23 protein-coding genes are annotated in these 25064 nt (G+C 63.4%); 10 read left to right on the top strand and 13 right to left on the bottom strand.

Translation table 11 applies throughout. The features are described 5' to 3' along the window. Window positions 1–75: 75 nt before the first annotated feature. Complete coding sequence (locus N0K08_RS10955) at window positions 76–1923, bottom strand: hypothetical protein (protein ID WP_261500345.1); 1848 nt, start codon at window positions 1921–1923, stop codon at window positions 76–78. Window positions 1924–2071: 148 nt separating this feature from the next. Between N0K08_RS10955 and N0K08_RS10950 the strand changes: the two genes are divergently transcribed. From N0K08_RS10950 to N0K08_RS10935, 4 genes are all read left to right on the top strand, one after another. Then, window positions 2072–2329, top strand: coding sequence for a hypothetical protein (locus N0K08_RS10950; protein ID WP_261500344.1), 258 nt, complete (start codon window positions 2072–2074; stop codon window positions 2327–2329). A 137-nt stretch (window positions 2330–2466) separates the two neighbouring features. Beyond that, complete coding sequence (locus N0K08_RS10945; protein ID WP_261500342.1) at window positions 2467–4833, top strand: DNA polymerase II; 2367 nt, start codon at window positions 2467–2469, stop codon at window positions 4831–4833. Between the two features lie 120 nt (window positions 4834–4953). Beyond that, on the top strand, window positions 4954–5643 hold the full coding sequence (locus tag N0K08_RS10940) for a dihydrofolate reductase family protein (RefSeq protein WP_261500340.1): 690 nt from the start codon (window positions 4954–4956) through the stop codon (window positions 5641–5643). Between the two features lie 225 nt (window positions 5644–5868). Beyond that, window positions 5869–8307: a membrane-bound PQQ-dependent dehydrogenase, glucose/quinate/shikimate family gene (locus N0K08_RS10935; RefSeq protein ID WP_261500339.1), complete on the top strand. Its 2439-nt coding sequence runs from the start codon at window positions 5869–5871 to the stop codon at window positions 8305–8307. Window positions 8308–8392: 85 nt separating this feature from the next. Here the strand turns inward: N0K08_RS10935 and N0K08_RS10930 are convergent, their stop codons facing one another. The 3 genes from N0K08_RS10930 to N0K08_RS10920 all read right to left on the bottom strand — a co-directional run bounded on the left by N0K08_RS10930 (window position 8393) and on the right by N0K08_RS10920 (window position 10383). Beyond that, complete coding sequence (locus N0K08_RS10930) at window positions 8393–9304, bottom strand: alpha/beta fold hydrolase (protein WP_261500338.1); 912 nt, start codon at window positions 9302–9304, stop codon at window positions 8393–8395. 99 nt (window positions 9305–9403) lie between these two features. After that, a complete protein-coding gene (locus tag N0K08_RS10925; RefSeq protein WP_261500337.1) occupies window positions 9404–9766 on the bottom strand; it encodes a GIY-YIG nuclease family protein in 363 nt (120 codons plus the stop codon). Further along, entirely contained in the window at window positions 9766–10383 is a 618-nt protein-coding gene (locus N0K08_RS10920) for a DUF2239 family protein (protein WP_261500335.1), read from the bottom strand. The genes N0K08_RS10925 and N0K08_RS10920 overlap by 1 nt, the downstream gene beginning before the upstream one ends. Window positions 10384–10643: 260 nt before the next feature. On the opposite strand from N0K08_RS10920, the gene N0K08_RS10915 reads away from it, so the two are divergent. Next, complete coding sequence (locus N0K08_RS10915; protein ID WP_261500333.1) at window positions 10644–11246, top strand: TetR/AcrR family transcriptional regulator; 603 nt, start codon at window positions 10644–10646, stop codon at window positions 11244–11246. 31 nt (window positions 11247–11277) lie between these two features. Here N0K08_RS10915 and N0K08_RS10910 read toward each other — a convergent pair whose 3' ends face one another. The 5 genes from N0K08_RS10910 to N0K08_RS10890 form a co-directional block, all read right to left on the bottom strand. Then, window positions 11278–11619, bottom strand: a complete 342-nt coding sequence (locus N0K08_RS10910) for a hypothetical protein (RefSeq protein ID WP_261500332.1) — start codon at window positions 11617–11619, stop codon at window positions 11278–11280. Window positions 11620–11705: 86 nt separating this feature from the next. Further along, on the bottom strand, window positions 11706–12494 hold the full coding sequence (locus N0K08_RS10905) for an FAD-dependent monooxygenase (protein WP_261500331.1): 789 nt from the start codon (window positions 12492–12494) through the stop codon (window positions 11706–11708). Window positions 12495–12949: 455 nt separating this feature from the next. Further along, on the bottom strand, window positions 12950–13558 hold the full coding sequence (locus N0K08_RS10900) for an isochorismatase family protein (protein WP_261500329.1): 609 nt from the start codon (window positions 13556–13558) through the stop codon (window positions 12950–12952). A 68-nt stretch (window positions 13559–13626) separates the two neighbouring features. Beyond that, window positions 13627–14451 carry a pirin family protein gene (locus N0K08_RS10895; RefSeq protein WP_261500328.1) on the bottom strand — a complete coding sequence of 275 codons (825 nt, stop codon included), beginning with the start codon at window positions 14449–14451 and terminating at the stop codon, window positions 13627–13629. Window positions 14452–14481: 30 nt separating this feature from the next. Next, entirely contained in the window at window positions 14482–15555 is a 1074-nt protein-coding gene (locus N0K08_RS10890) for an alkene reductase (protein ID WP_261500323.1), read from the bottom strand. Between the two features lie 159 nt (window positions 15556–15714). On the opposite strand from N0K08_RS10890, the gene N0K08_RS10885 reads away from it, so the two are divergent. Then, complete coding sequence (locus N0K08_RS10885) at window positions 15715–16608, top strand: LysR family transcriptional regulator (RefSeq protein ID WP_261500322.1); 894 nt, start codon at window positions 15715–15717, stop codon at window positions 16606–16608. 9 nt (window positions 16609–16617) lie between these two features. On the opposite strand, the gene N0K08_RS10880 is transcribed toward N0K08_RS10885, so the two are convergent. Then, window positions 16618–17538, bottom strand: a complete 921-nt coding sequence (locus tag N0K08_RS10880; protein ID WP_261500321.1) for a LysR substrate-binding domain-containing protein — start codon at window positions 17536–17538, stop codon at window positions 16618–16620. Between the two features lie 82 nt (window positions 17539–17620). Here N0K08_RS10880 and N0K08_RS10875 point away from each other — a divergent pair, with 82 nt between their 5' ends. Next, complete coding sequence (locus N0K08_RS10875) at window positions 17621–19180, top strand: MFS transporter (protein ID WP_261500320.1); 1560 nt, start codon at window positions 17621–17623, stop codon at window positions 19178–19180. A gap of 281 nt (window positions 19181–19461) precedes the next feature. Here the strand turns inward: N0K08_RS10875 and N0K08_RS10870 are convergent, their stop codons facing one another. The 3 genes from N0K08_RS10870 to N0K08_RS10860 all read right to left on the bottom strand — a co-directional run bounded on the left by N0K08_RS10870 (window position 19462) and on the right by N0K08_RS10860 (window position 21640). Beyond that, entirely contained in the window at window positions 19462–19851 is a 390-nt protein-coding gene (locus N0K08_RS10870; protein WP_261500319.1) for a hypothetical protein, read from the bottom strand. A 96-nt stretch (window positions 19852–19947) separates the two neighbouring features. Then, window positions 19948–20583 carry an NAD(P)H-binding protein gene (locus N0K08_RS10865; protein ID WP_261500318.1) on the bottom strand — a complete coding sequence of 212 codons (636 nt, stop codon included), beginning with the start codon at window positions 20581–20583 and terminating at the stop codon, window positions 19948–19950. A gap of 22 nt (window positions 20584–20605) precedes the next feature. After that, entirely contained in the window at window positions 20606–21640 is a 1035-nt protein-coding gene (locus N0K08_RS10860; protein WP_261500317.1) for a LacI family DNA-binding transcriptional regulator, read from the bottom strand. Between the two features lie 140 nt (window positions 21641–21780). Here N0K08_RS10860 and N0K08_RS10855 point away from each other — a divergent pair, with 140 nt between their 5' ends. Genes N0K08_RS10855 through N0K08_RS10845 form a run of 3 tightly spaced genes read left to right on the top strand, consistent with a single transcriptional unit; the run spans window position 21781 to window position 25025 of the window. Beyond that, the gene (locus N0K08_RS10855; RefSeq protein ID WP_261500316.1) at window positions 21781–22767 is read left to right on the top strand and encodes a Bug family tripartite tricarboxylate transporter substrate binding protein; all 987 of its coding nucleotides are present in this window, start codon (window positions 21781–21783) and stop codon (window positions 22765–22767) included. Next, window positions 22764–23588: an HpcH/HpaI aldolase family protein gene (locus N0K08_RS10850; RefSeq protein WP_315967999.1), complete on the top strand. Its 825-nt coding sequence runs from the start codon at window positions 22764–22766 to the stop codon at window positions 23586–23588. The genes N0K08_RS10855 and N0K08_RS10850 overlap by 4 nt, the downstream gene beginning before the upstream one ends. A gap of 12 nt (window positions 23589–23600) precedes the next feature. Then, window positions 23601–25025, top strand: coding sequence for an FAD-binding oxidoreductase (locus N0K08_RS10845; protein ID WP_261500314.1), 1425 nt, complete (start codon window positions 23601–23603; stop codon window positions 25023–25025). Window positions 25026–25064: the final 39 nt, after the last annotated feature.

Genomic DNA, 25064 nt, shown 5'->3' with positions numbered 1-25064 from the left:
ATCTGGGCATTAGCCCCATGCCGGCAATGAGGTCTCGTTGGAGCGAGAAGCCTTGGGCAGAGCTGCTTGCGCAGCTTAGGAGCCGGTCACCGTAAAAAGTTCGCCAGCGTATGTGCCCTGGAATGTGCGAATCGGATGGGAGAGGTACCGCGCTACGCTCGCCTTGAGCTCTCGGTACTCCGGACTGTTGATCTTGTAGGCGTACCCCGATCCGATTTTCAGCACCTGAGCCCCGCCAGTGCCGATGACCGCTGAGTCGTGATAGCCGGAAACCAGGACCGCTGAGATCTTGCGCTGGCCCGGGTTGTCGACAATCCAGCGCACCGGCTCATAGCTGCTCAGAACCAGCACCAAGGGTGTCGAAGAGGACGTGATGCTGACCCGAACCGGCCCGGCCGTACGCCCCGCACCAGCGCGGTGTACGCCATACTTCGACTCATACACCCCAATGACCTCGACTTGGGCGTTGGGCGGTATGTTCGCCAGCAGGGGCGTCGGAGCAGGCGCGTCCTGTCGAGTCTGCGCCTCCTGCATTTTTGCCTGCTGCAGTTTCTCTAGTTGCACCTCAAGATTCGCGGCGGAGATGGCTTGCTGCAGATCCATGGCGTCGCCGACTTCGACCTTGTCGCCCACCGAGGCAAAGTTTCCTCTCTGCATAAAACCGACCCTCGGTGAAAGCGACAGAATCCCTCCTAGGTTGTTGTCGTAGTGGAGGACCGGTGCCGTGGTCATTCTTTCGACGTCCAGAGCCCGCCCCTCTCTGATGTGCATGGCTCCAGGCTTGGGCGTCGAGTAGATCAGGGTGGTATCGCTGACTTGCGCGAAGTTTCCCGCGCGCAGCAGGCTCATATCCAGGTAACCGCTTTGGCCGGTCGCCATATTCAACCAACCTAGACCCGGATGGCTCACATACAGGAGCTTTGTGCCGTTGCTCATCAGGAATGGTCTTCCCGAACTGAGCGTTCTGGTTGTCGGCCAGAATTGCACTTGCGTTGACAGGATGCTCCCGTCAGCCTCCTTGACATGGTCCATCAACGCTACGCCAGAGTCACCACCAAGGATCTGGCGATCTGAGCCCCCCGGGACGTCTATGGCCCAACGCGGGTGTCTGATGGAGGCCGTGTATGGCGTTATTTTTCCGCTCACCAGATTCAACACGACGGTGCCAGATTCTGGACCTCCCCGTGTCATCACCAGCGCCCTGGATTTGGGAAGCCAAGAGACCAGTGAGCGGTATTGCTCGGAACTCCATATCAACGCGCCGGACTCGATGTCATAGGCATTGATCGATCGCCCCGTTTCCGCTTGGGCGATCATTACCCGGCCATTAGGGGAGAGCATGATGGCATTCGAGTTGAATCTCTGCTCTCGAATGGTCTGGATCGGTTTTCCATCCGGTAGGCGGACTGCCGTGATGCTTCCGCGGCTGCCTTGCACCAGCGCGACATTCGATTGCGCGGACGTGACGATGCCGGTCGTAACCTCTTCGTATGAGGGGAGCGCCCGAAGCGCGCCGAGTTCCGCCAAAGGGGCGAGGGGAGGCTTTGATAGCAGCGCTGCTATGCGCTGGAAACCGATCCACTCGCGGATATCCGCATCCTGCTTCTTGAAGCAATCAGCATCGGCAGGTTTGCGACGAATATCCTCCGGCGAGTCGAAGCGACCAATATTGATCGCGGATGTGCACGTCAGCGCTCTGACTTGCATCATCCTCTCAAGGCGGTCTTTCGCCGCAGCTTGATCACCATCCAGGGCCGCAGACTCGATGAACCGAGAGGCCGCGAGAGTGACGTCATCGGGAAGCGGGAAGGCCTTTGTGATTCTCTCTGCGGCAGGCGTAAAGCTTGCCGACAGTTTGTCGCAACCGCTGAGAGCAAGTGCGAACGCGACGATGATGACCGGCTTACAACGCGCTTGGATCATGCAAAGGCTTTCGGTAACGTATCGATACCTTCATCCTAGCTTGGATCGCTGTTTCTTGAAGCACTGGATCGCAGGGTTGGATGATTCGAGTTGAACGACGGCCTCGCAAGGGGCCGGCTCGGATCAAGATCTTGAGCATCCTCTGGGCGTGGGTGCGCAAGCGCTGCGCCAGTGGCTGCTCCCACACGCAGCTTCCAGCAAAGCCTTGTTCGGCAAGGAAGGCGGCACGACCGACATCCAGGCCAAGGGCGGCTACACCGCCACCGAGATGGCCGCCGGTGCCAGCCTGCGGATCAACCCAAGAACCAGCTTCTATGCGGAGTTGGGCAAGCTCTGGGCCAACGGCGGCGACAACCGCGTCAAGAGCGGGGTCCAGGCCTCGATCGGGGTGAAGGCGCAGTGGTAGGCGCAAGCGCGCAGTCGGCGGTCTGAGCTGTTGTTTCGTACAGTATACTGAGCCAAGGGGAGCTCTTGCGAAAGAGCGCCCCACCACTCCATAGTCTGTACCGGGCGCCGCGCCCAAGAATCCGACCCGCCGTTGCCGTGACCGAATCCAAGGGTTTCATCCTCACCCGCCATTGGCGGGATGCTCCGGCTGGCACGGAAATCGAGTTCTGGCTGGCGACCGAGGCCGGGCCCAGGAAGGTGGTGATCGCCGCTCAGACCTCGGTCGCCTTCGTCGCGGCACGGCACAGGGCAGCGGTAGCGGCACAACTCGCGGCCTTTCCGCGCATGCAGCTGCGTCCGCTGGCGCTGCGGACCTTCCATCAGGAACCGGTCATCGGTGTCTACGCGACGCATTTTCGGCAACTGGGCAAACTCGCGCGCGTTCTTCAGCCGCTGAATATTGCACTGCTGGAAGCCGATGTGCGTCCCCATGACCGCTACTTGATGGAGCGCTTCATCACCGCGGGGGTTCACATCGAAGCTGGCCGCACCGAAGGCGCGTCCATCGTGGACTGCCGACTCAAGCCTGCGTCCGACTACCGGCCGGTGCTCAAGCTCGTGTCGCTGGACATCGAGACCAGCCAGCACCAGGACTTGTACTCGATTGCCTTGGACGGCACGGCGGAGCGCGTCGTGTTCATGCTGGGGGAGCCGCCGCCTGAGGCGGGTGACGCTCAGGACTTCGCGCTCATCTACTGCGCCACACGCAAGGCCATGATCGAGCAGCTCAACGCCTGGTTCGAGCGCAACGACCCCGACGTCATCCTCGGCTGGAACGTGATCCAGTTCGACCTGCGGGTGCTGCAAAAGACGGCCGATGACTGCGGTGTGAAGCTGCTGCTGGGCCGCGACCGCCAGCCCATCCAATGGCGTACCCATCCGGGCAAGCCAGACTATTTGTTCGCGCCCACACCGGGCCGGCTGGTCATCGACGGCATCGATGCGCTGAAGGCGGCGGTGTGGAGTTTTCCTTCCTTCAGTCTGGAGAATGTCTCGCAGACGCTGCTGGGCGAAGGCAAGGCCATAGGCGACGCTTACGACAAGATGGCCGAGATCGAGCGCCGCTATCAGCAGGACAAGCCCGCGCTGGCCGTCTACAACATCCGCGATTGCGAGCTGGTGCTGCGCATTTTCGAGAAAGCCAAGCTGTTGCAGTTCGTCCTGGAGCGGGCCCAGACCACGGGCCTGCAGGCCGACCACTTCGGCGGATCCATCGCTGCCTTCAGCCACCACTACCTGCCGCGCATGCACCGCCAAGGCTACGTCGCGCCCAACGTGGGCGAGATAGAGACCAAAGCCTTCCCGGGGGGCTATGTCATGGACTCCAAGCCCGGGTTCTATGACTCCGTCCTGGTGCTGGACTACAAGGGCCTGTACCCGTCCATCATCCGCACCTTTCTCGTCGACCCCGTGGGTTTGGCCGAAGGCATGCACCTGGCGGATGCAGGAACGGGCGTGTCCGGGCCCCAGCAGACCCTGTTCTCGCGCGACAAGCACTGTCTGCCGGAAATCGTGACCACGCTATCCAAGGCGCGCGACGAAGCCAAGCGGGTCAAGAACGAGCCCTTGTCCCAGGCACTGAAGCTGCTGATGAACTCGTTTGCCGGGGTGCTGGGCGCGACCGAATGCCGGTTCTTCAACCCCAAGCTGGTCTCGGCCGTGACCTTGCGCGGGCACGAGATGATGAAGCTCACCCGGACCTTCGTGGAGGGCAAGGGGTATGAAGCCATTTACGGCGACACCGACTCGATCTTCATCTGGCTCAAGCGCGCCCACACGAATGACGAAGCGCACGCCGTGGCGGCCGAGTTGGTGCGCGACATCAACGCCTGGTGGACCCGCACGCTGCGCGAGGAACAAGGGCTGGAGAACTTCCTGGAGATCGAGTTCGACACCCACTACAAGAAGTTCTTCATGCCGACCATCCGTGGCTCGGACATCGGCAGCAAAAAGCGCTATGCGGGTCTGAGCCTGGATGCCAGCGGCAAGGAGGAAATGGTCTACCGGGGTCTGGAGATGGCCCGCAGCGACTGGACTCCGCTGGCCCGCCAGTTCCAGGAGGGGCTGCTGACGCGCATCTTCCACGATGAGCCGCACCGCGAGTTCGTGACCGCCTATGCGCGGGCTACGCTGGCCGGCGAAAAGGACGACCTGCTGATCTACCGCAAGCGGCTGCGCCATCGCCTGGACGCCTACGAGGTCAATGTCCCGCCGCAAGTCCGCGCGGCGCGCATTGCCGACCTGCACAACGCCGCCGTGGGGCGCCCCCATCAATACCAGAACGGCGGCTGGATTGAATATGTCATGACCCGCAGCGGACCGGAGCCGCTGGAAGCCCGCCAGAGCGGGATCGACTACGAGCACTATCTGTTCAAGCAACTCCAGCCGATTGCAGATGCCATTCTTTTCCCCTTCGGCGAGAGCTTCACGGCGTTGACCACTTCCCAGCAAGACCTGTTCTAAGAGCGTGCGCGGCGCCGGCTGCGCTTTCTCGCCGCGTGGCAAAGCCGCCCTGGTGTTGGGGTTCCCCATGGACCCGGCCGCATGCGCTGGCTACCATCTCAGTCAGACTGGAGGCAAACCATGGCACAGGTTCGCGTTGAGGGCTTCACCGTTTCAATCGACGGCTACGGGGCCGGTCCGCACCAGGACCTCGAGCATCCGCTGGGCCTGGGCGGGGAAGAACTGCACCAGTGGCTGCTGCCCACGCGCACGTTCCAGAAGGCCTTGTTCGGCAAGGACGGCGGCACGACCGGAGTGGACGATGATTTCGCCGCCCGCGGCTTTCGCAACGTCGGCGCCTGGATTCTGGGGCGCAACATGTTCAGTCCCTTTCGCGGGGATGGGCCGGATGACCACTGGAAAGGCTGGTGGGGCGACAACCCGCCGTACCACGTTCCCGTCTTCATCCTGACCCACCATGCGCGCGCCCCCATCGTGATGGAAGGCGGCACCACCTTCCACTTCATCACCGGCGGCATTCACGACGCGCTGGAACGCGCACGCGCGGCCGCTGCCGGCATGGACGTGCGCATAGGCGGCGGGCCGGACACCATCCGGCAGTATCTGCGTGAAGGCCTGATCGACGAACTGCACCTGGCGATCGCGCCGGTGCTGCTCGGTCGGGGCGAATCGCTGTTCGCCGGGCTTGACCTGCGGGCGCTGGGCTACGCATGCGTTGAATGCGTCGCGTCGGCCAAGGCCACGCATGTCGTTGTGCGGCGCCAGGGGCACAGGAGCGCCCATGTTCTCGCCGAAGGCCAGTGCCCCTGACGGGCCGGCTCGAATGACCGTTTGACGGGAGTGACGGTGTGCAGGCTTGCCAGCGCTGGCCTGGGTTCGCCGTCGAAGTTTCACAAGTTACTGAAACTTCCGGTACACGCTAACCAACGCTGGACTTTATTTCCCATAACAATGGACTTTTTTTCCCATAACAAATAAAGGCCTGTATGTGGAGCAATCACCCACATGTCAAGGCCATTTCAGTGAGAGATTGATATGAAACATCAAGCGCAGGCGCAGCCCCTGGTGGCACGCATTTGGCTTTGGGTCCTGGGGGCCGTGCTGGCGATCGCCGGCCTGTTCTTCCTGGTCGGCGGCGGCAAGCTCGTCAGCCTGGGCGGCAGCTGGTACTTCCTGCTGGCGGGTCTGGGCTTGCTGGCCTCCGGCGTACAGCTGGTGCGCCGCCGCCTCTCGGGCGCCTGGTGCTATCTGGGCACTTACGCCGCGACCGTGCTGTGGGCGCTGTCCGAAGTGGGCCTGGATTACTGGAGCCTGATCTCCCGACTGCTGGCCATGACTTTTGGCGCGGCCGTGGTGGCGGCCAGCATGCCGCTGCTCCAGCCCGCGGGCGGCAGCGCTTCGCGCAAGGCGCCGTTCGCTGCGGCGGGCGTGCTGCTGGTGGCGGGCCTGGCGGCGTTTGTTTCCATGTTCCAGATCCACCCCGAAGTGCAGGCCCGGGCGGCCGCGGCCACGCGCAAGCCCGTGGAGGCGGCTTTGGAACAAAAGAACTGGGACAGCTATGGCAACAGCCACAACAACGACCGTTTTGCGGCGCTGGATCAGATCAACGTGGACAACGTCCAGAAGCTGGCCGTGGCCTGGACCTTCCGCACGGGTGACACGCCCCAATCCACGGGCGCGGGCGCCGAAGACCAGCTGACGCCGCTGCAAGTGGGCGACAAGGTGTTCTTGTGCACCCCCAGCAACAACGTCATCGCCATCGATGCCGATACCGGCAAGCAACTGTGGCGCCAGGACGTGAACGCCCATGTGGGCGGCGTCTGGGAGCGTTGCCGTGGTCTGGCGTATTTCGACGCCGAGGCGGCATTGGCCCAGCCCACGGTGCCCGGCTCGACGCCGGTGCAACAGGTGTCGCTGCCCGCGGATGCCGCTTGCAAGCGCCGCATCCTGATGAACTCCATCGACGCGCGCCTGTTTGCCATCGATGCCGACAACGGCCAGCTGTGCAGCGGCTTCGGCCAGGGCGGCGTGGTCGATCTCAAGCAAGGCATTGGCGCCGTGCCCAACCCTGCCTACTACACGCTGACGTCCGCGCCCACCGTGGCCGGCACTACCGTGGTGGTCGGCGGACGCGTGGCCGACAACGTGCAGGTCGACATGCCCGGTGGCGTGATCCGCGGCTTTGACGTCATCACCGGCGCGCAGCGCTGGGCCTTCGACGCGGGCTCCAACACGCCCAACGAAATCCTCCAACCCGGTCAAACCTACACCCGCTCCTCGGCGAATGTCTGGGCCGGCACGACCTACGACGCCAGCTCCAACACGGTGTATCTGCCCATGGGCTCGGCTTCGGTCGACTTGTACGGCGCCACCCGCAGCGCGGCGGATCGCAAATATGGCGCTTCCATCCTGGCGCTGGATGCGGCCAGCGGCAAGGAGAAATGGGTCTACCAGACCGTGCGCAACGACCTGTGGGACTTCGACATCCCCATGGCGCCGACGCTGATCGATTTCCCCGGCAAGAACGGCCAGACCACGCCTGCGCTGGTCGTGGGCACCAAGGCCGGCCAGATCTTCGTGCTGGACCGCCAAAGCGGAGCGCCGCTGACCAAGGTCGAGGAAGTGGCGATGAAGCCCGGTCACATCCCGAACGAGTACTACCCCGAGACGCAAAAGCTGTCCGTGGGCATGCCGCAGATCGGCACGCAGACCCTGACCGAAGCCGACATGTGGGGCGCCACGCCGTTCGATCAGCTGATGTGCCGCATCCAGTTCAAGTCCATGCGCTACGACGGCATGTTCACCGTGCCGGATACCGATGTCTCGCTGAGCTTCCCCGGCTCGCTGGGCGGCATGAACTGGGGCGGCATTTCGGCCGACCCGACCAACAACCTGATCTTCGTGAACGACATGCGTCTGGGCCTGTGGGTCAAGATGGTGCCGCAAAAGCGCGACGCCGCGCTGTCCGATGGCGGTGAAGCGCCCAACACCGGCATGGGCCAGGTGCCGCTGGGCGGCACGCCTTATGCGGTGGTCAAGAACCGTTTCATGTCGCCCATGGGCATTCCTTGCCAGAAGCCGCCTTTCGGCACGCTCACGGCCATCGACATGAAGACCCAGCAGGTGGCCTGGCAAGTGCCCGTGGGCACGGTCCAGGACACGGGCCCGCTGGGCTTCAAGATGGGCCTGCCCATGCCGGTCGGCCTGCCCACCTTGGGCGGCACGCTGGCCACCCAGGGCGGCCTGGTGTTCTTCGCCGGCACCCAGGACTACTACCTGCGCGCCTGGGATGCGGCCACCGGCAAGGAAGTCTGGAAAGGCCGTCTGCCCGTGGGCAGCCAGGGCGGCCCCATGACGTACAAGTCGCCCAAGACGGGCAAGCAATACGTCGTGATCTCGGCCGGCGGCGCCCGCCAGTCGCCCGACCGCGGTGACTATGTGATCGCCTACGCGCTGCCTGACGGCACCAAGTAAGTCGTCGCCAAGCCTGCCCAAGCCATGGAGCTCAATCGAGTTCCATGGCTTTTTTTACGCCCGCTGTGAGCTCCTGAGGATGGCCTCAAGCCTTGTGGGAGCGTGCTAGGGCGCGGCGTGCGTTGTCGGCGATGGCTGCGGCCAGCCATCCAAACAGCGGGGGCGGAAGATCGTGGCCCATGCCCTCGACCATCAGCAGTTGGGCGCCCTTGATGTTCGCCGCCGTGTCCTTGCCGGCTTCCGGGGGAATAAGGGGGTCGTCTGCCCCGTGCACGACCAGCGTTGGCGTCGTGATGCGCGCCAGCCGTGCCCTCCGGTCCCCGGCGGCTGCGATGGCGGCGAGCTGCCGCCAAAACCCCGCAGGCTGGTAGGCGCGCTGGAGTTCGGCCAAGGCTTGCGCACGTTGAGCGGATGCGTCGAACGCATGGCCTGGCCCGGCAATCGCTTGCGAAAAAGCCACGCAATGGGCGAGATAGCCGTCTTCGTCCTGCCTCGGATGGGGTGCGGGCGCGGTCATCGCCGCCATCACGGCCGGGCTGGTTTGCGGCAACGCTGGGTTGCCCGTGCTCGACATAATGGAGACCAGCGATAGAACGCGCTGCGCATGTTCGCTGGCCACCAGTTGCGCGATCATGCCGCCCATGGATCGGCCCACCACGTGCGCTCGCTGGATATTCAACGCGTCGAGCAAGCCCACCACGTCGTCGGCCATATCGCCCAGCGTATAGGGCACATCGGGCGTTTCGCCGCGCGCCACTGCCTCGGCGATGGCTGTGAAATCGGGCCTGGACGCACTCTCGAAGTGGGTGGACAGCCCCGCGTCGCGATTGTCAAAGCGAATCACGCGCAAGCCTTGTGCCGCCAAGAGGCGGCAAAACGGCTCGCTCCAGCGAATCATCTGCGTGCCCAGGCCGGAGATCAGCACCAGCGCTGGCACGTCGCTGTCGCCAAAGCAGTCGTATTCAATCTCTATTCCGTTGGCTTTAGTCTTGGGCACGGTGGGTGGTCCTTACATGCAGGTTTTTGCGGCTGCGCCGGTGGGCTTCACCGCCGCCGGGTGGATAGGGCGCCAGGCACAAGCCGGGAGGCGTCTTCATCAGGCATGCCTTTTGGGTTGGTCATAGCCGAGTTCGCCCTGGCAAGGGATTTCCTGGCGCCACAGGCCCACCAGCATTTCCAGTTCCTGGGCGGCATCGAACGCCGGGTCGTCGCTGGGTTTGAGCAGATCGAGGACTTCGAACAGGAAGCTGGCCTCGCCATGCGCGCGCCAATCGAGGGCGAGCTGGGCATTGCGGTGCTGCCCATGGCGCAGTTCGAAATGGTGGCGATTGAGCGTGCCCTGCGCATTCGTGCTGCCGGCAATCAACGCCCGGCCCGTGATCCGGTTGCGGATCGCATAGACACCAGCCCGGGTGGTCGTTTCCAGGTACTGCCGTTTGAGCTCTTTTCTGTGGGTCATCATTCACCTTTCTTGTCTTCGGCAGGCGCAGCCACGTCGGCCCGCGGCAGCGGGTCGGCCAGGAACCTGACGTAATCGCGAATGTCGGCCGGCCATGCTTCGGTCTGCTGGCGGAGCTTGGCGGCGTCGTTGGCGAACAGCGCCCGCGAAGCCTCTTCAAAGCCCGGCATATCGCCGGCCATGCTGGACATGAAGTGGTAGGCACATTCATGGGCCCGGCGCTGCTGGTCCCGGTCCACGTTGGCCCGGCGGGCGTCCTCCACCAGTTTGCGCAAGGTCACGGACGCACCGCCAGGCTGTGCCGCCAGCCAATCCCAGTGGCGCGGCAGCAGCGTGACTTCGCGCGCGACCACTCCCAGCTTGGGCCGGCCGCGGCCACGCGGCTCGCTGGACTCCTGGGGCGCCGCTGGGGTGCTCTCCGGCGCCAGGCGCGCCAGCATTTCGGCATCGCTGCCGCGCAAGTCGATGTCGACCAGTTTGCCGGTCTGATCGCAAAAGGTCAGCAGCGGCAGGGCCTGGCCGGACGCCAGGGCATGCTTCACCGCCAAGGCGTTGGCCGGCAAGCTGCCGCAGGCGATGCGCTGGTGGCCGTGGAAGCTGGTGTAGGAAGAAGTCATGGTGCGAGCGGGTTGGCCTTGGATGAGGTGAATAATACCCGGGTTAAATTAAAGCGTCAATAACACCCGGGTATAAATAGGCTTCCATGGGCTGTGACCGCTGCGGCGGTCCCTGCGCTCGACGACCGAAAATGGCACCGGGCGGCAATATTTCGGCCGCAGGCCGCCTGTGGCGCGTGGTACGCTGGCCGGCTTGTATGCAGGGAGATGTGGCAGTGAGTGAGCAGCATGAACTTTCAGCGCAGGACGCGGCGGCGGACATGCGCCGCACTCTGCTGGAGGCCGGCAAGACCGAGTTCGCCAATTACGGTTACGACGGCGCACGCCTGGAGCGCATTGCGGCCAAGGCGGGGTGTGCCAAGCGCATGCTGTACTACTACTTTGGCAACAAGAAGGATGTCTATCTGGCGGTGATAGAGCAGTGCTACACCGACATCCGCCAATCGGAAGAGCAACTCAACCTCGACGCCTTGCCGCCCCTGCAAGCCCTGCACACGCTGGCGCAGAAAAGCTTCGAGTACCACGAGAACAACCAGGAGTTCTCGCGCCTGGTGCTGCAGGAGAACTTCCAGGGCGGGGCGATGCTCAGCCAGATCTCCAGCACCGAGCAGTTGCGCAAGGCCGCGCTCGAACCGGTCGAGCGCATCCTGCAGCGCGGCGTGGCCCAGGGCCTGTTCCTGGAAACGGTCACCGCCGTCGATGTGCACTATCTGATTTCGGCCATGTCCAGCTTTCGCATCGACCACGCCGCCACCTGGCGCAGCTTGCTGCAAGTCGATCTCACGGGCGAAACCCTGCGCGCGCGCCATTTGCAGATGCTGCTCGATCAGTTGACCGGCCTGGTGTGCATGCCGCGGGCTTGAAAGCTTTGTGCTTTGAGCCCCAAACCACCGCTCAGCGCGATTCGAGCCGATTGACGTTGGCGCGCGAGTCCGTCATGCAAAGCCACTGCGCTCCCTTGAGGCTGAGAAACACTTCGTAGCCGCCCGGGATGGGCGCGTGCGACATGGGCAGCACGAACACGGCATTGGCACCGCTCTTGAGCGCCAAAGCGCTTTTGCAAGCGGCCACTGCTGCCGATGCCGCTTCCGGCACCGCCGCCGCGGGTCGGCGGTCCGCGGCCTGTACGGCGCAACCGGCAATGAAGGTGTAGATGGATGCGATAAACGGGATTTCTGAGTCTTTGAAATCAATGACTTGCCCGTTTTTTTCACCAATTCGTGGGACAAATTGCATGCAAAAGGCGGGATAAAGCTTCACTAATTTTTTTCGCTCTTGCTGCTAGCAACGGCGTGGGAAGCTATACCCATCAAAAGCTAAACCTATAGCGTCGTCCGCGGCGCATGATAGTTTTCTTGCACGAGGTCGACCCCGGATGCGTGGTTGACATACTGCGCACTCAGCTGGCGCGAATGAGCAACCAGAGCTCGAGTGTAGGGCAGGCGTGCATTCTCATAGCGCAGCAACGCTGCCGCCATTGACTCATCGTGGCGGCGCTTTGCTAGCGCGCGGGAAAGCAAGGCTGCGTCATCTACCCCTGTGGCAAAGCCGCTGCCGGTCATCGGAGAAACCACGTGAGCGGCGTCGCCCACAATGGCCAAAGGACCGGAGACGAGTCTTTCGGGCAGGTACTCTGCAATAGGTGCACCGCTCAGTGAAGTTGTCGACTGCACGCCGAGTGTTACTGCCGCAGCCCACACGTCGGGCCAAAGGCTGGGAATCATGGACAAAAGCTCGGAACGGATGTCCTTGTCGATGCTCCTGCGCCCCAACGTGCCCATCAGATAGCCTTCAGGCGTTAGGCGATTTGTCGCACGCAGCAGTACATCGCGGTGCGCGTCGAACCATGCGAATGTGACTTGGCGTCGTCCGATTTCCATGGAGCCGTCCTGCCCTGGCAACACGGCTGCCACCAAGCGGTAGCCTTGCACGAAATCAATCCACAGTCCGCCATCGGATGGCCACGATATAGGTCGAGCCAGCTCTTGCTCGTTCACCAACCCGCGCCACACTAGATAGCCCGCGTAGCGCGCATAAGGTGCGTCAGGCGAAATCGCGCGTCTAACAACGCTGCGATATCCGTCCGCACCGATGACAGCATCGGCAAGCATCTGCGACCCGTCCTCAAGGACAACCTGCGCCTTATCATTCAACGTCCGTATGAACGAAACGGACTGGCCTTCATGGAAAGAGATGCTTGGTGTGTCCCTGACCCTATCGCGTAGCCAGCCATACAAGGCCGGCCATGTAGTGAGGTGTCTATCTCTATACGCCGGGACAACAGGTAGTCTTGGATGGACTCGAGGGTCGTAACCTACGGTTCTCGCAATCGCAGCCAAGTCGACGCTCAAGCTGTCGCCTCCTTGCGTCCTCTCTGTGGAACGCTCCAGCACCTGAACCGGTACGCCACGTGCAGCGCAAGCCAAGGCGAGGGTCAGTCCCGCAAGGGAGCCACCCACCACAACGATGTCAGATTGATTCGACGGCATCACAGATACGCTTTCTGAGGTCTGGTAAGGCAGCATGTGGGCTAGAGCGCGGCGGGCTCCGGCCCACATGCATTCCATCAGCTTTCGTTGATGCCCGCGCCGAGGGCTGGGAACACGTCGGTGAACAGTAGCGTAATCAGCTGTTGGCCGGTGGGCGTGGACCAGTCCTGTGCGATTTCAGCCATCAGCGTGTTGGTGGCGGTGAGCACGACGCCAGCGTCGTGCATGCGCTGACGCGAGAACTCTTCGGACAGGTCGCTTGGCGAGCCCGAGGCATCCATCACAGCCTGCACGCCAAAGCCTTCCTTGGCTGCATCGATAGCGGGGAAGATGAGGCACACGTCGGTGGTCACGCCAGCCATGATGAGGTTCTTCTTGCCGGTGGCCAGCACAGCTTTCTTGAAGTCGGGGTAGGCCCAGGCGTTGACAACGCCGGGACGCTTGATGCGTGCCTCATGCGCTTCGGGCAGGATTTCTGCGATTTCAGGGAGGATGGGGCCCTGGGCACGGTCTTCCTGGCTGGACGTAATGACGACCGGCATGTTCAGAATCTTCGCCATCTTGGCCAATGCAATCGACTGCTTGGCAGCGAGTTCTTTGTCGATGTTCTTGATGAGCTGCATGGTGCCGACCTGGTGGTCGATGAGCAGCAAAGCAGTGTTTTCGGCGGTGAATTGTTCAGACATGGCGTAGCTCCTTTGAGGTGGTTATGGGGGCGGATGGGTCACTTGCCCCCGAAAGTGCGTGGTGGCCCTTACAGGCTTCCCATTTCTCCACGGTGATAGGCGGCGGCCGCAGCGGCAAGGCTTTCCTTGGTCGCAAAGGCCATGGGTCCATTCGACAGAATGGGTTGGTGCAGCGGTTTGCCGATAAACACGGCGACCTTCGCGCCGTCGGCCTTGGCCACCAGCTTGTGAGTGGTGGCATCGGGAACGGTCGGCATGACGGGCGCACCGAGGTCGTCCAGACCAAAGCTCTTGCCGTCGATTTCGGCACTGCCGAACACCGGCATGAAGAAAGCGCGTTGCCCTGCTGGCACCGGAACTTCAAGTTCAGCCATGGGCTCCAACGTCACGTCCAGCAGCGTGACCTCGGTGGGCGGCGTCAGCGGTGAGCGAGCGTCGCCAAAGGCACCCAACGGAACCCGTACCCGTGCGCCTGGCCGTTGCACCACAGGCACATCCTGGGGACGCAAGGTCAGGGCGAATGGCGCTGCGTTCTGACGGTCCTCGGGCAGGTTGACGAAGATTTGCAGCAGATGCGTAGTACTACCGCGCACTGCGGGGTTCTCTTCATGAACCACCCCGCGTCCTGCCGCGGTCCAATGCAGGCCTCCGGGCTCAATCAGTGTCCTGTTGCCTTGCGAGTCGCGGTTGGCAATACCTGTTTCCGAATCAAGGAACAGGTAGGTCACGGCAGAGAACCCCGCATGCGGATGGGGCGGGAACGTGGGCGCGCTCATCCAGGCATGGTCGATGCCCATGAAGGGGTCGAGCAGCGCGGGGTCTGAACCGTGCAGGCGGTATGCGCGGAACTGGGTTCCCCGGTTGGCGCGTTGCATACGAGCGATAGTGGTCATGATGATTTCTCCCTGTGGCGTCATGCCATTTCAGTAAACTTCTGCGGGCACTAGTGCGGGGTAGTCGATGTAGCCCTTGGCGGTGGGTGGTGCGAAAAACGTGCTGCGGTCCGGAGCGTTGAGTTCGGCACCGACGCGGAAGCGCTCTGGCAGGTCGGGATTGGCGAGGAATGGCGCGCCAAACACGGCGGCATCGGCCTTCTTGTCTTGCAGCAGCTTCTCAGCGCTCTCTTGGGTCAGGCCGCTGCCAATCAGGTACGTGCCGTTGAACAGCGGGCGCAGGAGTGCGTGGTAGTCCACGGCGGGATTGCCGAACAGCGCGACATGCAGGTAGGCCAGGTTCCATTCGCGCAGTTGGCCCACGAGGTACGTGTAGGTCTCTTCGGGAGCCGCATCGGTGATGCTGTTGTAGTTCATCTCCGGAGAAATCTTGATGCCCACGCGGTCCGCACCTGCTTCGGAAGCCATGGCATCCAGCACATCCAGAACGAAGCGAGCGCGGTTCTCAACGGAGCCGCCATACAGGTCCGTGCGCTGGTTGCTTCCAGAGGACAAGAACTGCTCCGGCAGATAGCCCGAAGCTGCATGCAGCTCTACGCCGTCAAAGCCTGCTTCGATGGCGCGGCGGGTCGCTTGGCGGTAGTCATCGACCACGCCGGCAATCTCTTCCAGATTCAGTTCGCGAGGCGTCTCGAAGTCCACTTGGCCGACGGGCGTCCAGGCCTGTCCCTCGGGCTTGATAGCGGAAGGAGCGACGGGCGTCTGTCCATTCAGCAGCGAAGGGTGCGAGACCCGGCCGCAGTGCATGAGCTGCATGAAGATGCGACCACCTCGAGCGTGCACGGCTTCGGTCACTTTCTTCCACGCTGCGACCTGCTCTTCCGTTTCGATGCCGGGGGTGTTCACGTAGCCCTTGCCCCAGGCGGATGGGAACACGCCCTCGGTGATGAGAAGGCCTGCACCGGCGCGTTGGGCGTAATAGGTCACGGTCATGTCGCCGACAACGCCGCCTTCGCTTGCGCGGGAACGTGTCATGGGGGCCATCAGAACGCGGTTGGGGGCGACAACGCGGCCGATGCGGACGGGGGTCAGAAGTTGGCTCATTGCGAATCCTTGGATACCGTTGGCGGCGCCGGTGATAACTGCAGTTCCTTTAGACATCGAATCTCTCCTGTGAATGCGATGTCCGTATTGTTTATTATTCCCCTCTGGAGATAAATATATGAAAATGGCAAACATTGATTCATAAATGGAGCAATCAGAATGGAGCTGTTGAATGACATGGCGCTCTTTGTGGAGGTGGCGCACGCACGCAGTTTCAGGGGCGCGGCCGACGTGACGGGCGTGCCGAACTCAACCCTGTCGCGCCGCATCAGCGCCCTGGAAAAGGCCATTGGTCTGCGGCTGCTGCATCGCACGACGCGCAAGGTGGAGCTCACGGAAGCTGGGCAGCTTTACTACGAGCGCAGCCGGCGCATCGTGGACGAGGCACGTATTGCGCACGAGCAACTAGGCGAGATGCTCGCGCAGCCCAGCGGCGTGCTACGCGCCTCGCTCCCGGTCGACTTCGCCACCATTTACATGGCCCCGCTGGTGGCGGAATTTGCACGTCGCTATCCCGGCATCACCTTCGATTTCGACCTCACGCCGAGGCGGGTAGATTTGGTCGCCGAGCCCTTTGATGTGGCCATCCGTATGGGCGAACAAAGCGACTCGAATCTGATTGCTCGACTACTGGCTCGTTTGTCGGTTCAGGCCTATGCGTCGCCGGGCTACCTGAAAATATCCAGCGCCCCTCAGCATCCGTCAGAGTTGTCCCAGCACGAATGCCTTGGGTTTGCCAAGGCCGCGAAGTGGGAGCTGCACAGAGCGGGAGAAACGGTCCAGGTGGACGTTGGTGGGCGGTTCATGGTCAACAGCGTCGGGATGTTCCGCCGCCTGGCCACCCTGGACATGGGCATCGTTCTTCTGCCCGTGGAAATCGTGGCAGAAGATGTGGCAGCTGGACGCCTGCAGCGGGTTCTGCCCGAGTGGGAAGGTAAGCCGACTCCGGTTTACGCGCTGACGGAGACACGCTTGCTACCGGCCAAGGTGCAGCGCTTCATCGAGTTCCTGCAGGAGCGGTTGAGTCAACGCCGCGACGCTGCCAAAGGCTGAGCGAAGGCCTTAAGGCCGCGCGCCCTGAATGGCTGGTGGCAGATGGGTAACGAGGTAGTCGATGAGGCTGCGCACCGACGGAAGCATTCCCCGAGGGGGTGGATACACGAGGTGAATCAGATGCTCAGACGCGGTCCATTCAGGCAGCACTTGAGCGAGCGTATGGCTGCGCAGGGCGTCCGCAACGATGGGCTTCGGCATGAGTGCGATGCCAATACCATGCAGAGCTGCCTGATGCAAAACGCGCAGGTCACTCGACACCAGCCGAGGATTCAGCTTCACTCCTAGCGACTTGCCATCGTTGTCGGTGAGGCTCCACAAGGAGGCACCGTCTGGCTGGTCGCTGAGCTGGCTCACCACGTCATAGCCCGTCAGTTCGTCAAGGCTGCTAGGTGTTCCGTTCGCCTGTAGAAAGGCAGGACTGGCCACCAGAATGCGCCGTGCCGTGCCAAGGGTCTTCACCACCATGCCGCCATCGCCTTCCATTTGCGGGCGGGCTCTCAACACCAAGTCGAAGCGCTCCTCAATCTGGTTGACCGCTCGGTCCGTGGCCTCCAGAAACACCTTGACCTTCGGGTACTGAGATAGGTAGCCCGGCAAGATAGGCGCGATGTAACTCTGAGCCATCACCACGGGGCAACACAGGCGGACAGTCCCTGCGGGCTCCGTTTGCATCTCAGCGATGCTTTCGTATGCGGCCGCAGCGCCTTCGACCGCCGCAGAGCACAGGACATGAAACCGTTGCCCGGCCTCGGTGAGAGCCAGCCGGCGCGTTGAGCGCTGCAGCAGTCGTACACCCAGGCGCCGTTCCAGTTCGGCCACACGTCGACTCAAACGTGTTTTCTCCACCCCCGTCGCACGTGCTGCAGCAGAGAACCCATTGTGCTGCACCACTGCCGCAAAGTAGTAGAGGTCGTTCAGGTCTTGCATAGATTGATTGGTGCGTTGTAGCACTAATTCTTTGCTGATTTGCTATCTTATCAATCCATTGGTGCATCCATAAAGTCGGAGGATGTCCTTCCATACGGCTCCTCCATCCATCCCTGCCGCCCAAACCGCACCGCCATTCGCGTTGCTGTCCGTCATCTTCTTACTGACCCTGCTCGAGTTCCTGCAGTCCGGGATGATTGCCTTCGCAGCGAGTCCCATCATGGGTGAAATCGGTGCTTCGCCCGAAGAGTTCAGCCTGACTACGGTGGCCTACGCAGCGGTGGCCATCTCGACCATTTCCAAGCAGCGCTGGCTCGTCGAACGCCTCGGTTGGAGAAACTTCGTCTTGGCCTCGCTTGGTGTCTTCATCCTCGGCAGCGCTATCTGCGCCACCAGCGGCTCATACCCAGCATTCATGACTGGTCGCGTCATCATGGGCCTGGGAGGCGCAGCCTTCATGACGACGGGGCGGGTACTGGTGAACCTGATTCCACCCAGTCCTCAGCGATTTACTGGCATCAAGTATTTCGCGACCGGCCTGGCTGCTGGCATTGCCTTTGCCCCAGGGCTGGCATCGCTGTCGGTCGCTCACGATGACTGGCATGGCATCTTCGTGCTGCTGATGCTGCTCGCTGCCGCCGCTGCAGTTTTCGCCACTCTGTCATTGCCCACAGAACTGGTGCCGGAAGACCTGCGAAGCCAGAGCCATCCAGTGCTCTTCATGAGCCTGGCCAGCGGTAGCTTCCTAATTCTGTATGCCATCCAGCGGAGTCAGTACGACTTCTTTACTGATGCCACGATGCTCCTCACCATCATTGGATGCGGGGCGTTGGCGATGTTCTACTTCTTCCGCGCCATCCGCGGGCATGAGCGGCCGCTTCTGGGCCTCCAATCTCTCAAGCACCCGCGATACATCGTCGGCGTTGCTTTGTTCATGCTTTGCTACGTGCTGCTTGGAGCTAACAACTACATCCTGCCCGTGATGTTCCAGCGGGGACTGGGCGTTCCATGGGAGATAGCGGGGAAAGTTCAGACGCTGGGCCTGTCCAGCGGATTGGTGGCTTGGCTGGTGATGATGTGGGCACTGCCCAAGTGGCCTGGCCCGAAGAAATTTTTGGTAGCTGGCTTTGTCTCACTGGCAATATTCGGCATCCAACTGTCGCGGCTGACTAGCGATGTGCATATTTGGACCGATATCCTGCCCGCATTGGCCTTCAATGGCATTTTTCTGATGTTCGTGATGGCGACGACGGCAATGCATACTTTCCGCGATGTCCAGCACCACGACGCCGTTCTTTCGCATGCACAGCAGTTGAAGAACATGCTGGCCCAGTTCGGCACCGCATTCGGAGTGGCTTCGTCGACGCTGATGCTCCAGTGGCGGAGCACCGAACACTACACGGCGCTCGCCATTCGATTTGAGAACGGCAATCCTATCTACACCCAGATGCTGCATGCGCTCAGCCAAGCCTTGACCATAAACGGTGCTGGCGCCAATGCAGACTCTTTGGCATTGGCTCAGCTCGCGCAGATGGTCACGCAACAGGCAACGTTGATGGCTTGCTTAGACTACTTCACGGTGGTAGCGGTGGCCGGCGTGCTCTGTGCGTTGGCCATGTCGGTGCAACGTTTGATGAAATGATGGCATCGCCGGATGCGGGCGCTCCTGCTAGGGTCTTCGAAGTAGTCAGATAAGCGCTGTAGAGGTATCAATCAGACATCTACTTCCGGCGAGGTAGTGCAGTATCCATCAGCAGTTCCTTTTGGCCGATAGTCGCCTCGGGGAGCTGGAAATTTCATATCTTGAAATCCCAGCTTTTGCCTACAAAAATCCCAGTTATTGCATCTACCTACAGAAGGTCAAAGGCGCCAGCCATGCGATCAGTTTCATGGGATTTCCTGGTGAAGTGGGGGGGGTGCCGCTCATTGCGGGTTCACGGTCAGCGTGTACCTGGCCTTTTCGCCGCGCCGCGCCGCATTGCGCATCAGAAAGACGTCGATGACATAGTCGGTCGCCGTTGCCGACTGCACGCTGCAGACATTGCTGGTCAATGCACCCTGGCACAGGGCCTCCGAGGCGCCGGCTTGCGCGACGTTGAAGTAGTTGCTCGCGTGGCTGGTCTTGAGCTGGATCGTCAGCTTCTGGCCAGGCGGCGCGGACAGGGTGTATTTCACCTGGCCGTAGCCCTTGATGGCCCCCTTGAGCGCGGTGACACCATCGTTCAGCGTCACCTGCTCGGTGCGTTCCTGCGCATGGGCGCCGCCGAGCAACAAGCCGGCAGTGGCCAGCACCACCTGCAGAATGCGTTTCACTCTAAGCTCCCATGGATTGACGGATGGACAGAATAGCGTCCCGCGGCGCGTTCGTCCATTCTGCGGCTGCCGCAGTGCGGGCGGGCAGGTCTGGTCTCACTGCGCCATTTCGCTGGCGGGAATGACATGCACCCCCGGCCGGGCGGCGATGGCGGCTTCCAGCATCGCACGGGCGATCTTTTCCGCCGGGCACAGGCGCCAGCGCCGGGGCAGCAGCGGGCCCAGCGCGCTCAGCACCAGCGTCGCGGCGCGTTCGAAGGTGCGCGGTTCGGCGCGTTCCCCGGCGATCAGGCCGGGCTGGGCACAGGTCAGCGAAGCGAAGCCGACATGCGCCAGGTCGTACTCCAGCTGGCCTTTGACGCGGTTGTAGAAGATGCGCGACTGCCGGTGGGCGCCCATGGCGGAATTGAGCACATAGCAGGGCGTGCCGTGCGATTGGGCCAGGCGCGCGACCACCAGCGGGTAGTCGTGGTCGACACGGCGAAACGCGTCTTCCGAGCCGGCGACCTTGATGGTGGTGCCCAGCGCGCAGACCACGGCGTCGGCCTGCCACCAAGCGGCATCCACGGGCAGGGCGTCGTAGTCGACCAGGGGCGCATGGAGCTTGGCGTGGGACATGCTCAGCGCCCGGCGCACGGGGGCGGTCACCTGGGTGATGCGCTCGTCTGCCAGGGCCAGTCGCAGCACATGGCTGCCGACCAGGCCGCTCGCGCCTGCAAGCAAGAGTTTCATGGGAATGTCCTCGTAAAGGGGGTCAAGGCCTGCCGGCCGCCGCCCGCGTGCTGGCCCTGGCGATGACTTCAAAACCCACATCTTGCGCCGCCGTCACGTTTTCGCCGCGCATGCGGGCAATCAGCGCCGCCGCGCCCAGGCGGCCGATGTAGGCGCCGTCGACTTTCACGCTGGAAAGCGCGGGGATGCAGTCGACCGCCAGGGCCTGGTCGCCAAAGCCCAGCACGCCCATTTGCCGCGGCACTTGCAGGCCCAGGGCATGGGCTTGGGCGAGCACGCCCTGGGCCAGGGCGTCCGAGCTGCAGAACACCGCATCCGCCTGCGGGGCCTGGGCCCGCAGCGCGCTGAAGGCGTCGCGTCCGCGGCCGGTCTGGGGGCTGTCTTCGGGGAAGACGATTTGCACCGGTTCGGGGGCGCCGGTTTCCGCCGCCGCGCGCAGAAAGCCCTGGGCCCGCCGGTGGGCACGGCTATCGTCGGAGCGCAGTATGGCCGGGCGCTGGTAGCCGCAGGCTGCCAGGTGGCGGAACGCGGCCCTGCCGGCGTCTTCCTGCGAAAAACCGATGATCACGTCCAGCGGGTGGGGCGTGTAGTCCCAGAGCTCCACCACCGGAATGTCCGCGTTGAGCAGCAGGCGCCGGGCGCGTGCCGTGTGCTCGGTGCCGGTCAGCACTACGCCTTCGGGCCGGCGGCTGAGCATGGCCGCCAGCCAGGTCTCCTCGTGCGCGGGGTCGTAGCGCGAAATGCCCAGCGTGGTCTCGTAGCGCTCGGCCGCCAGGCTGGTGATGAGCGCGTCCAGCATGTCCGAGAACAGCGAATGCCCCATGGACGGCACGATGGCGGCGACCAGCCGGGTTTGCCGGGAGGTCAGGCCGCCGGCCAGCGAATTGGGCACATAGCCCGATTGCTCCACGGCCTGGGCCACTCGGGTGCGTGTGGCCTCGGCCACCAGCTCCGGCCGGTGCAGGGCGCGCGAAGCGGTGATGGGCGAGACACCGGCCAGGCGGGCCAGGTCTTTCAGGGTGGGAGCGGCGGACGGGCGGGCGGGGCGGTTGGACATGATGCGCGATGACTGAAATGATTGCGTTGTCATGATAGCCATGATCGCTATCATTTCACGCTGATTTTTGATTGGTGTACATCCTCATAAGCAAACGGCGGGAACCTGGAATGATTGCGCAATCATTTCTGGAGACCCCGATGTACCGATCCAAGTTTGACCGACGCATTGCCCTGGCGGGGCTGCTCGTTGCGGCCGCAGCTCCTCTGGCCGTTCTGGCCCAGCCGGCCTATCCCAGCAAGTCCATCACGCTGGTGATTCCCTTTCCGCCGGGCGGCCAGACGGATGTGCTGGGCCGCCTGATCGGCGAGCGCCTGTCGCAGCGCCTGGGCCAGTCCGTGGTCGTGGAAAACCGGCCGGGCGTCAATGGCTCGCTGGCGTCCGAAACCGTGGCGCGTGCCAAGCCGGACGGCTATACGCTGGTCATCGGCGGCCCGGGCACCCATGCCATCAACCAGCTCGTCAATCCGAACGTGAAGTACGACGCGCGCAAGGATTTCACCCACATTGCCATGCTCAGCCGCGTGCCCATGCTGATGCTGGCTTCGCCCAACCTCAAGGCCGGCACCGTGGCCGAAGTCATTGCCTTGTCCAAGGCCCAACCGGGTTCCCTGAACGTGGCGCTGACGGGCATAGGCTCGTCCAGCCACATGTCGACCGAGCTGTTCAAGCAGACGGCGCAGATTGCCCTCAATGGCGTGCCCTACAAGGGCGATATGCCGGCGATGACGGACGTGATGGGCAGCCAGGCCGATCTGCTGTTCGTCCCGGCCACCTCGGCCCTGCCTTTCGTGCAAGGCGGCAAGCTGCGCGCGCTGGCGGTGACGGGCAGCAAGCGGCTGACCGCGCTGCCCGACGTGCCCACCATGGCCGAAGTGGGCCAGCCGCGCATCATCAACTATTCCTGGACCAGCCTGGCGGGCCCGGCGGGCATGCCGGCCAAGCTGGTGCAACAGCTCAACAAGGCCTGCCAGGAGATTCTGGCCCAGCCCGACGTGATCGCGCGCCTGACTACCATGAGCAATGAAGCCACCCCCGGAACACCGGCACAGGCTTCGAGCTTCATCGCTGCCGAAGTCGCACGCTGGTCCGAGGTGGTGAAAACCGGAAACATCCGCATCCAATAACTATGCTGCCCACCAATCATTTCAAACACGCGCTGCGTGCCGGCCGCGCCCAGATCGGCGTCTGGTCGACCATTCCCTCGTCCTATGTCTGCGAACTCGTCGCCGGTGCAGGCTATGACTGGATGCTGCTGGACACGGAGCACACGCCCACCGATGTGCCGCTGATGCTGCAGCAGCTGCAGGCCGTGGCCGCGGCACAGCCCGCGGCCCATGCCGCGCTGCCCACGCAGGCCGTCGTGCGACCCGCGTGGAACGATGCCGTGCTCATCAAGCGCTATCTGGACATAGGCGCGCAGACCTTGCTGCTGCCCTTTGTGCAGAACGCGCAGGAAGCGCAGGCCGCGGTGGACGCCATCCGCTACGCCCCGGCCGGCATCCGCGGCATGGGCGGCTCCACCCGGGCCGCCAATTTCGGCCGCACCACCGACTACGTGGCGCGCGCCGCCGACGAGCTGTGCCTGCTGGTGCAGGTGGAGACGGCCGAGGCGCTGGAGCAGATCGAGGCGATTGCGGCCGTGGACGGCATCGACGGCATCTTCATCGGTCCCGCGGATCTGTCGGCCAGCCTGGGCTACCCCGGCCAGATGCGCCACCCGGTGGTCAATGCGGCCATCAACGACGCCATCCGCCGCATCCGTGCCTGCGGCAAGGCGCCGGGCATTCTGATGGTGGACGAGCAGCGCGCCCGAGAATGCCTGGAACTGGGCGCGCAGTTCGTCGCCGTGGCGCTGGACACGCTGGTCCTGCGCGACGGCCTGGATGCCGCGGCCAAGCGCTTTGGCGGCGCGGCCAGCGCGGCGGTGACCCCCAGCAGCTATTGAGAGACAGGCCCCATGAGTTTCGACACTTCCTCCTGGCTGGCGCAGGCGCGGGCCCTGATAGGACCGGCCCATGTGCTGAGCGCGGACAACGGCGACGACCTGACCCCCTATACGCGTGACTGGCGCGGCAAGTTTCAGGGCCCGGCCCTGGCCGTGCTGCGCCCGGGCAGCACCGCCGAAGTACAGGCCCTGGTCCGGCTGGCCGCGCGCACCGGCGTGGCCCTGGTGCCCCAAGGCGGCAACACCGGGCTGTGCGGCGCATCGGTGCCCATGGCGGGCGGCCTGCAGGCCGTGCTGCAACTGGGCCGGCTTAAGCGCATACGCGAGATCGATCCCGAGAACAACACCGCCACGGTGGAAGCCGGCTGCATACTGCAGACCCTGCAGGAGCAGGCCGGCGCCGTGGGCCGGTTGTTCCCTCTGTCGCTGGGCGCCGAAGGCTCCTGCCAGATCGGCGGCAACATCGCCACCAATGCCGGCGGCGTGCAGGTGCTGCGCTACGGCAATATGCGCGAGCTGGTGCTGGGCCTGGAAGTGGTGCTGCCCGACGGCGAAATCCTGGACCTGCTGCGCGGACTGCGCAAGGACAACACCGGCTACGACCTCAAGCAGCTGTTCATAGGCGCGGAAGGCACGCTGGGCATCATCACCGCGGCGACCGTGAAGCTGTTCTCCGCGCCCAGCGCCGAAGTCGTCGCTTTCGCGGGCGTGGCCTCCATCGCCCAGGCCGTGCGCCTGCTGGGCGCCATGCGCGGCCATCTGGGCGATCGATTCACCGCCTTCGAGCTGATTTCCGGCCCGGCGGTGGCGCTGGTGCGTCGCTATTTCCCCGAGACGCCGGCGCTGCTTTCCGGCGACTGGCCCTGGTACGTGCTGATGGAAGCGGCCGACGGCGGCAGCGACGAGACGCTGCGCGAGGCGGTGCAGGCCGCCTTGATGGCCTGCCTCGAGGACGAATGCCTGGAAGACGTGACCCTGGCCGGCAATCTGGCCCAGGGCCAGACGCTGTGGTCGCTGCGCGAGAACATCACCCACGCCCAGCAAATGGACGGCAGCAACATCAAGCACGATGTCTCGCTGCCGATCTCGCGCATTCCGGCCTTCGTGGAGCAGATGCTGCCCCGGTTGCAGCAGGCCTTTCCAGGCGCCCGGCCCATCGTCTATGGGCACCTGGGCGACGGCAACCTGCATTTCAACCTCAGCGCGCCCGAGGGCGTGGAGGCTGGCACCTGGCAGGCGCAGACCGAAGCCGTCAACCAAGTGCTGCACGACGTGGTGGTGGCGATGCGCGGCAGCATCAGCGCGGAGCACGGCATAGGCCAGCTCAAGCGCCACGAAATGGCCATGTACAAGACCCCGGCCGAACTGGCCCTGATGCGCCGCATCAAGCAGGCGCTGGACCCGCAAGGCCTGATGAACCCGGGCAAGGTCTTGTAGCGCGATGGGCCTGGCCCTGTACTTTTTCTCTTGAAACGG

The sequence above is a fragment of the Acidovorax bellezanensis genome (assembly GCF_025421555.1).
GTDB classification, from domain to species: Bacteria; Pseudomonadota; Gammaproteobacteria; order Burkholderiales; family Burkholderiaceae_C; genus Comamonas; species Comamonas bellezanensis.
Note: the sequence above shows the minus strand (reverse complement) of the source record. Positions and strands in the feature narration are given on the sequence as shown.

Bases quoted from the DNA above. Each gene is read 5' to 3' on its own strand.
- N0K08_RS10845 (WP_261500314.1), top strand. From the start codon at position 23,601: ATGAGTTTCGACACTTCCTCCTGGCTGGCGCAGGCGCGGGCCCTGATA.
- N0K08_RS10940 (WP_261500340.1), top strand. From the start codon at position 4,954: ATGGCACAGGTTCGCGTTGAGGGCTTCACCGTTTCAATCGACGGCTAC.
- N0K08_RS10910 (WP_261500332.1), bottom strand. From the start codon at position 11,619: ATGCAATTTGTCCCACGAATTGGTGAAAAAAACGGGCAAGTCATTGAT.
- N0K08_RS10880 (WP_261500321.1), bottom strand. From the start codon at position 17,538: ATGCAAGACCTGAACGACCTCTACTACTTTGCGGCAGTGGTGCAGCAC.
- N0K08_RS10900 (WP_261500329.1), bottom strand. From the start codon at position 13,558: ATGTCTGAACAATTCACCGCCGAAAACACTGCTTTGCTGCTCATCGAC.
- N0K08_RS10865 (WP_261500318.1), bottom strand. From the start codon at position 20,583: ATGAAACTCTTGCTTGCAGGCGCGAGCGGCCTGGTCGGCAGCCATGTG.
- N0K08_RS10875 (WP_261500320.1), top strand. From the start codon at position 17,621: ATGTCCTTCCATACGGCTCCTCCATCCATCCCTGCCGCCCAAACCGCA.
- N0K08_RS10905 (WP_261500331.1), bottom strand. From the start codon at position 12,494: ATGCTTGCCGATGCTGTCATCGGTGCGGACGGATATCGCAGCGTTGTT.
- N0K08_RS10890 (WP_261500323.1), bottom strand. From the start codon at position 15,555: ATGAGCCAACTTCTGACCCCCGTCCGCATCGGCCGCGTTGTCGCCCCC.
- N0K08_RS10935 (WP_261500339.1), top strand. From the start codon at position 5,869: ATGAAACATCAAGCGCAGGCGCAGCCCCTGGTGGCACGCATTTGGCTT.
- N0K08_RS10955 (WP_261500345.1), bottom strand. From the start codon at position 1,923: ATGATCCAAGCGCGTTGTAAGCCGGTCATCATCGTCGCGTTCGCACTT.
- N0K08_RS10895 (WP_261500328.1), bottom strand. From the start codon at position 14,451: ATGACCACTATCGCTCGTATGCAACGCGCCAACCGGGGAACCCAGTTC.
- N0K08_RS10925 (WP_261500337.1), bottom strand. From the start codon at position 9,766: ATGACCCACAGAAAAGAGCTCAAACGGCAGTACCTGGAAACGACCACC.
- N0K08_RS10860 (WP_261500317.1), bottom strand. From the start codon at position 21,640: ATGTCCAACCGCCCCGCCCGCCCGTCCGCCGCTCCCACCCTGAAAGAC.
- N0K08_RS10915 (WP_261500333.1), top strand. From the start codon at position 10,644: ATGCGCCGCACTCTGCTGGAGGCCGGCAAGACCGAGTTCGCCAATTAC.
- N0K08_RS10885 (WP_261500322.1), top strand. From the start codon at position 15,715: ATGGAGCTGTTGAATGACATGGCGCTCTTTGTGGAGGTGGCGCACGCA.
- N0K08_RS10855 (WP_261500316.1), top strand. From the start codon at position 21,781: ATGTACCGATCCAAGTTTGACCGACGCATTGCCCTGGCGGGGCTGCTC.
- N0K08_RS10920 (WP_261500335.1), bottom strand. From the start codon at position 10,383: ATGACTTCTTCCTACACCAGCTTCCACGGCCACCAGCGCATCGCCTGC.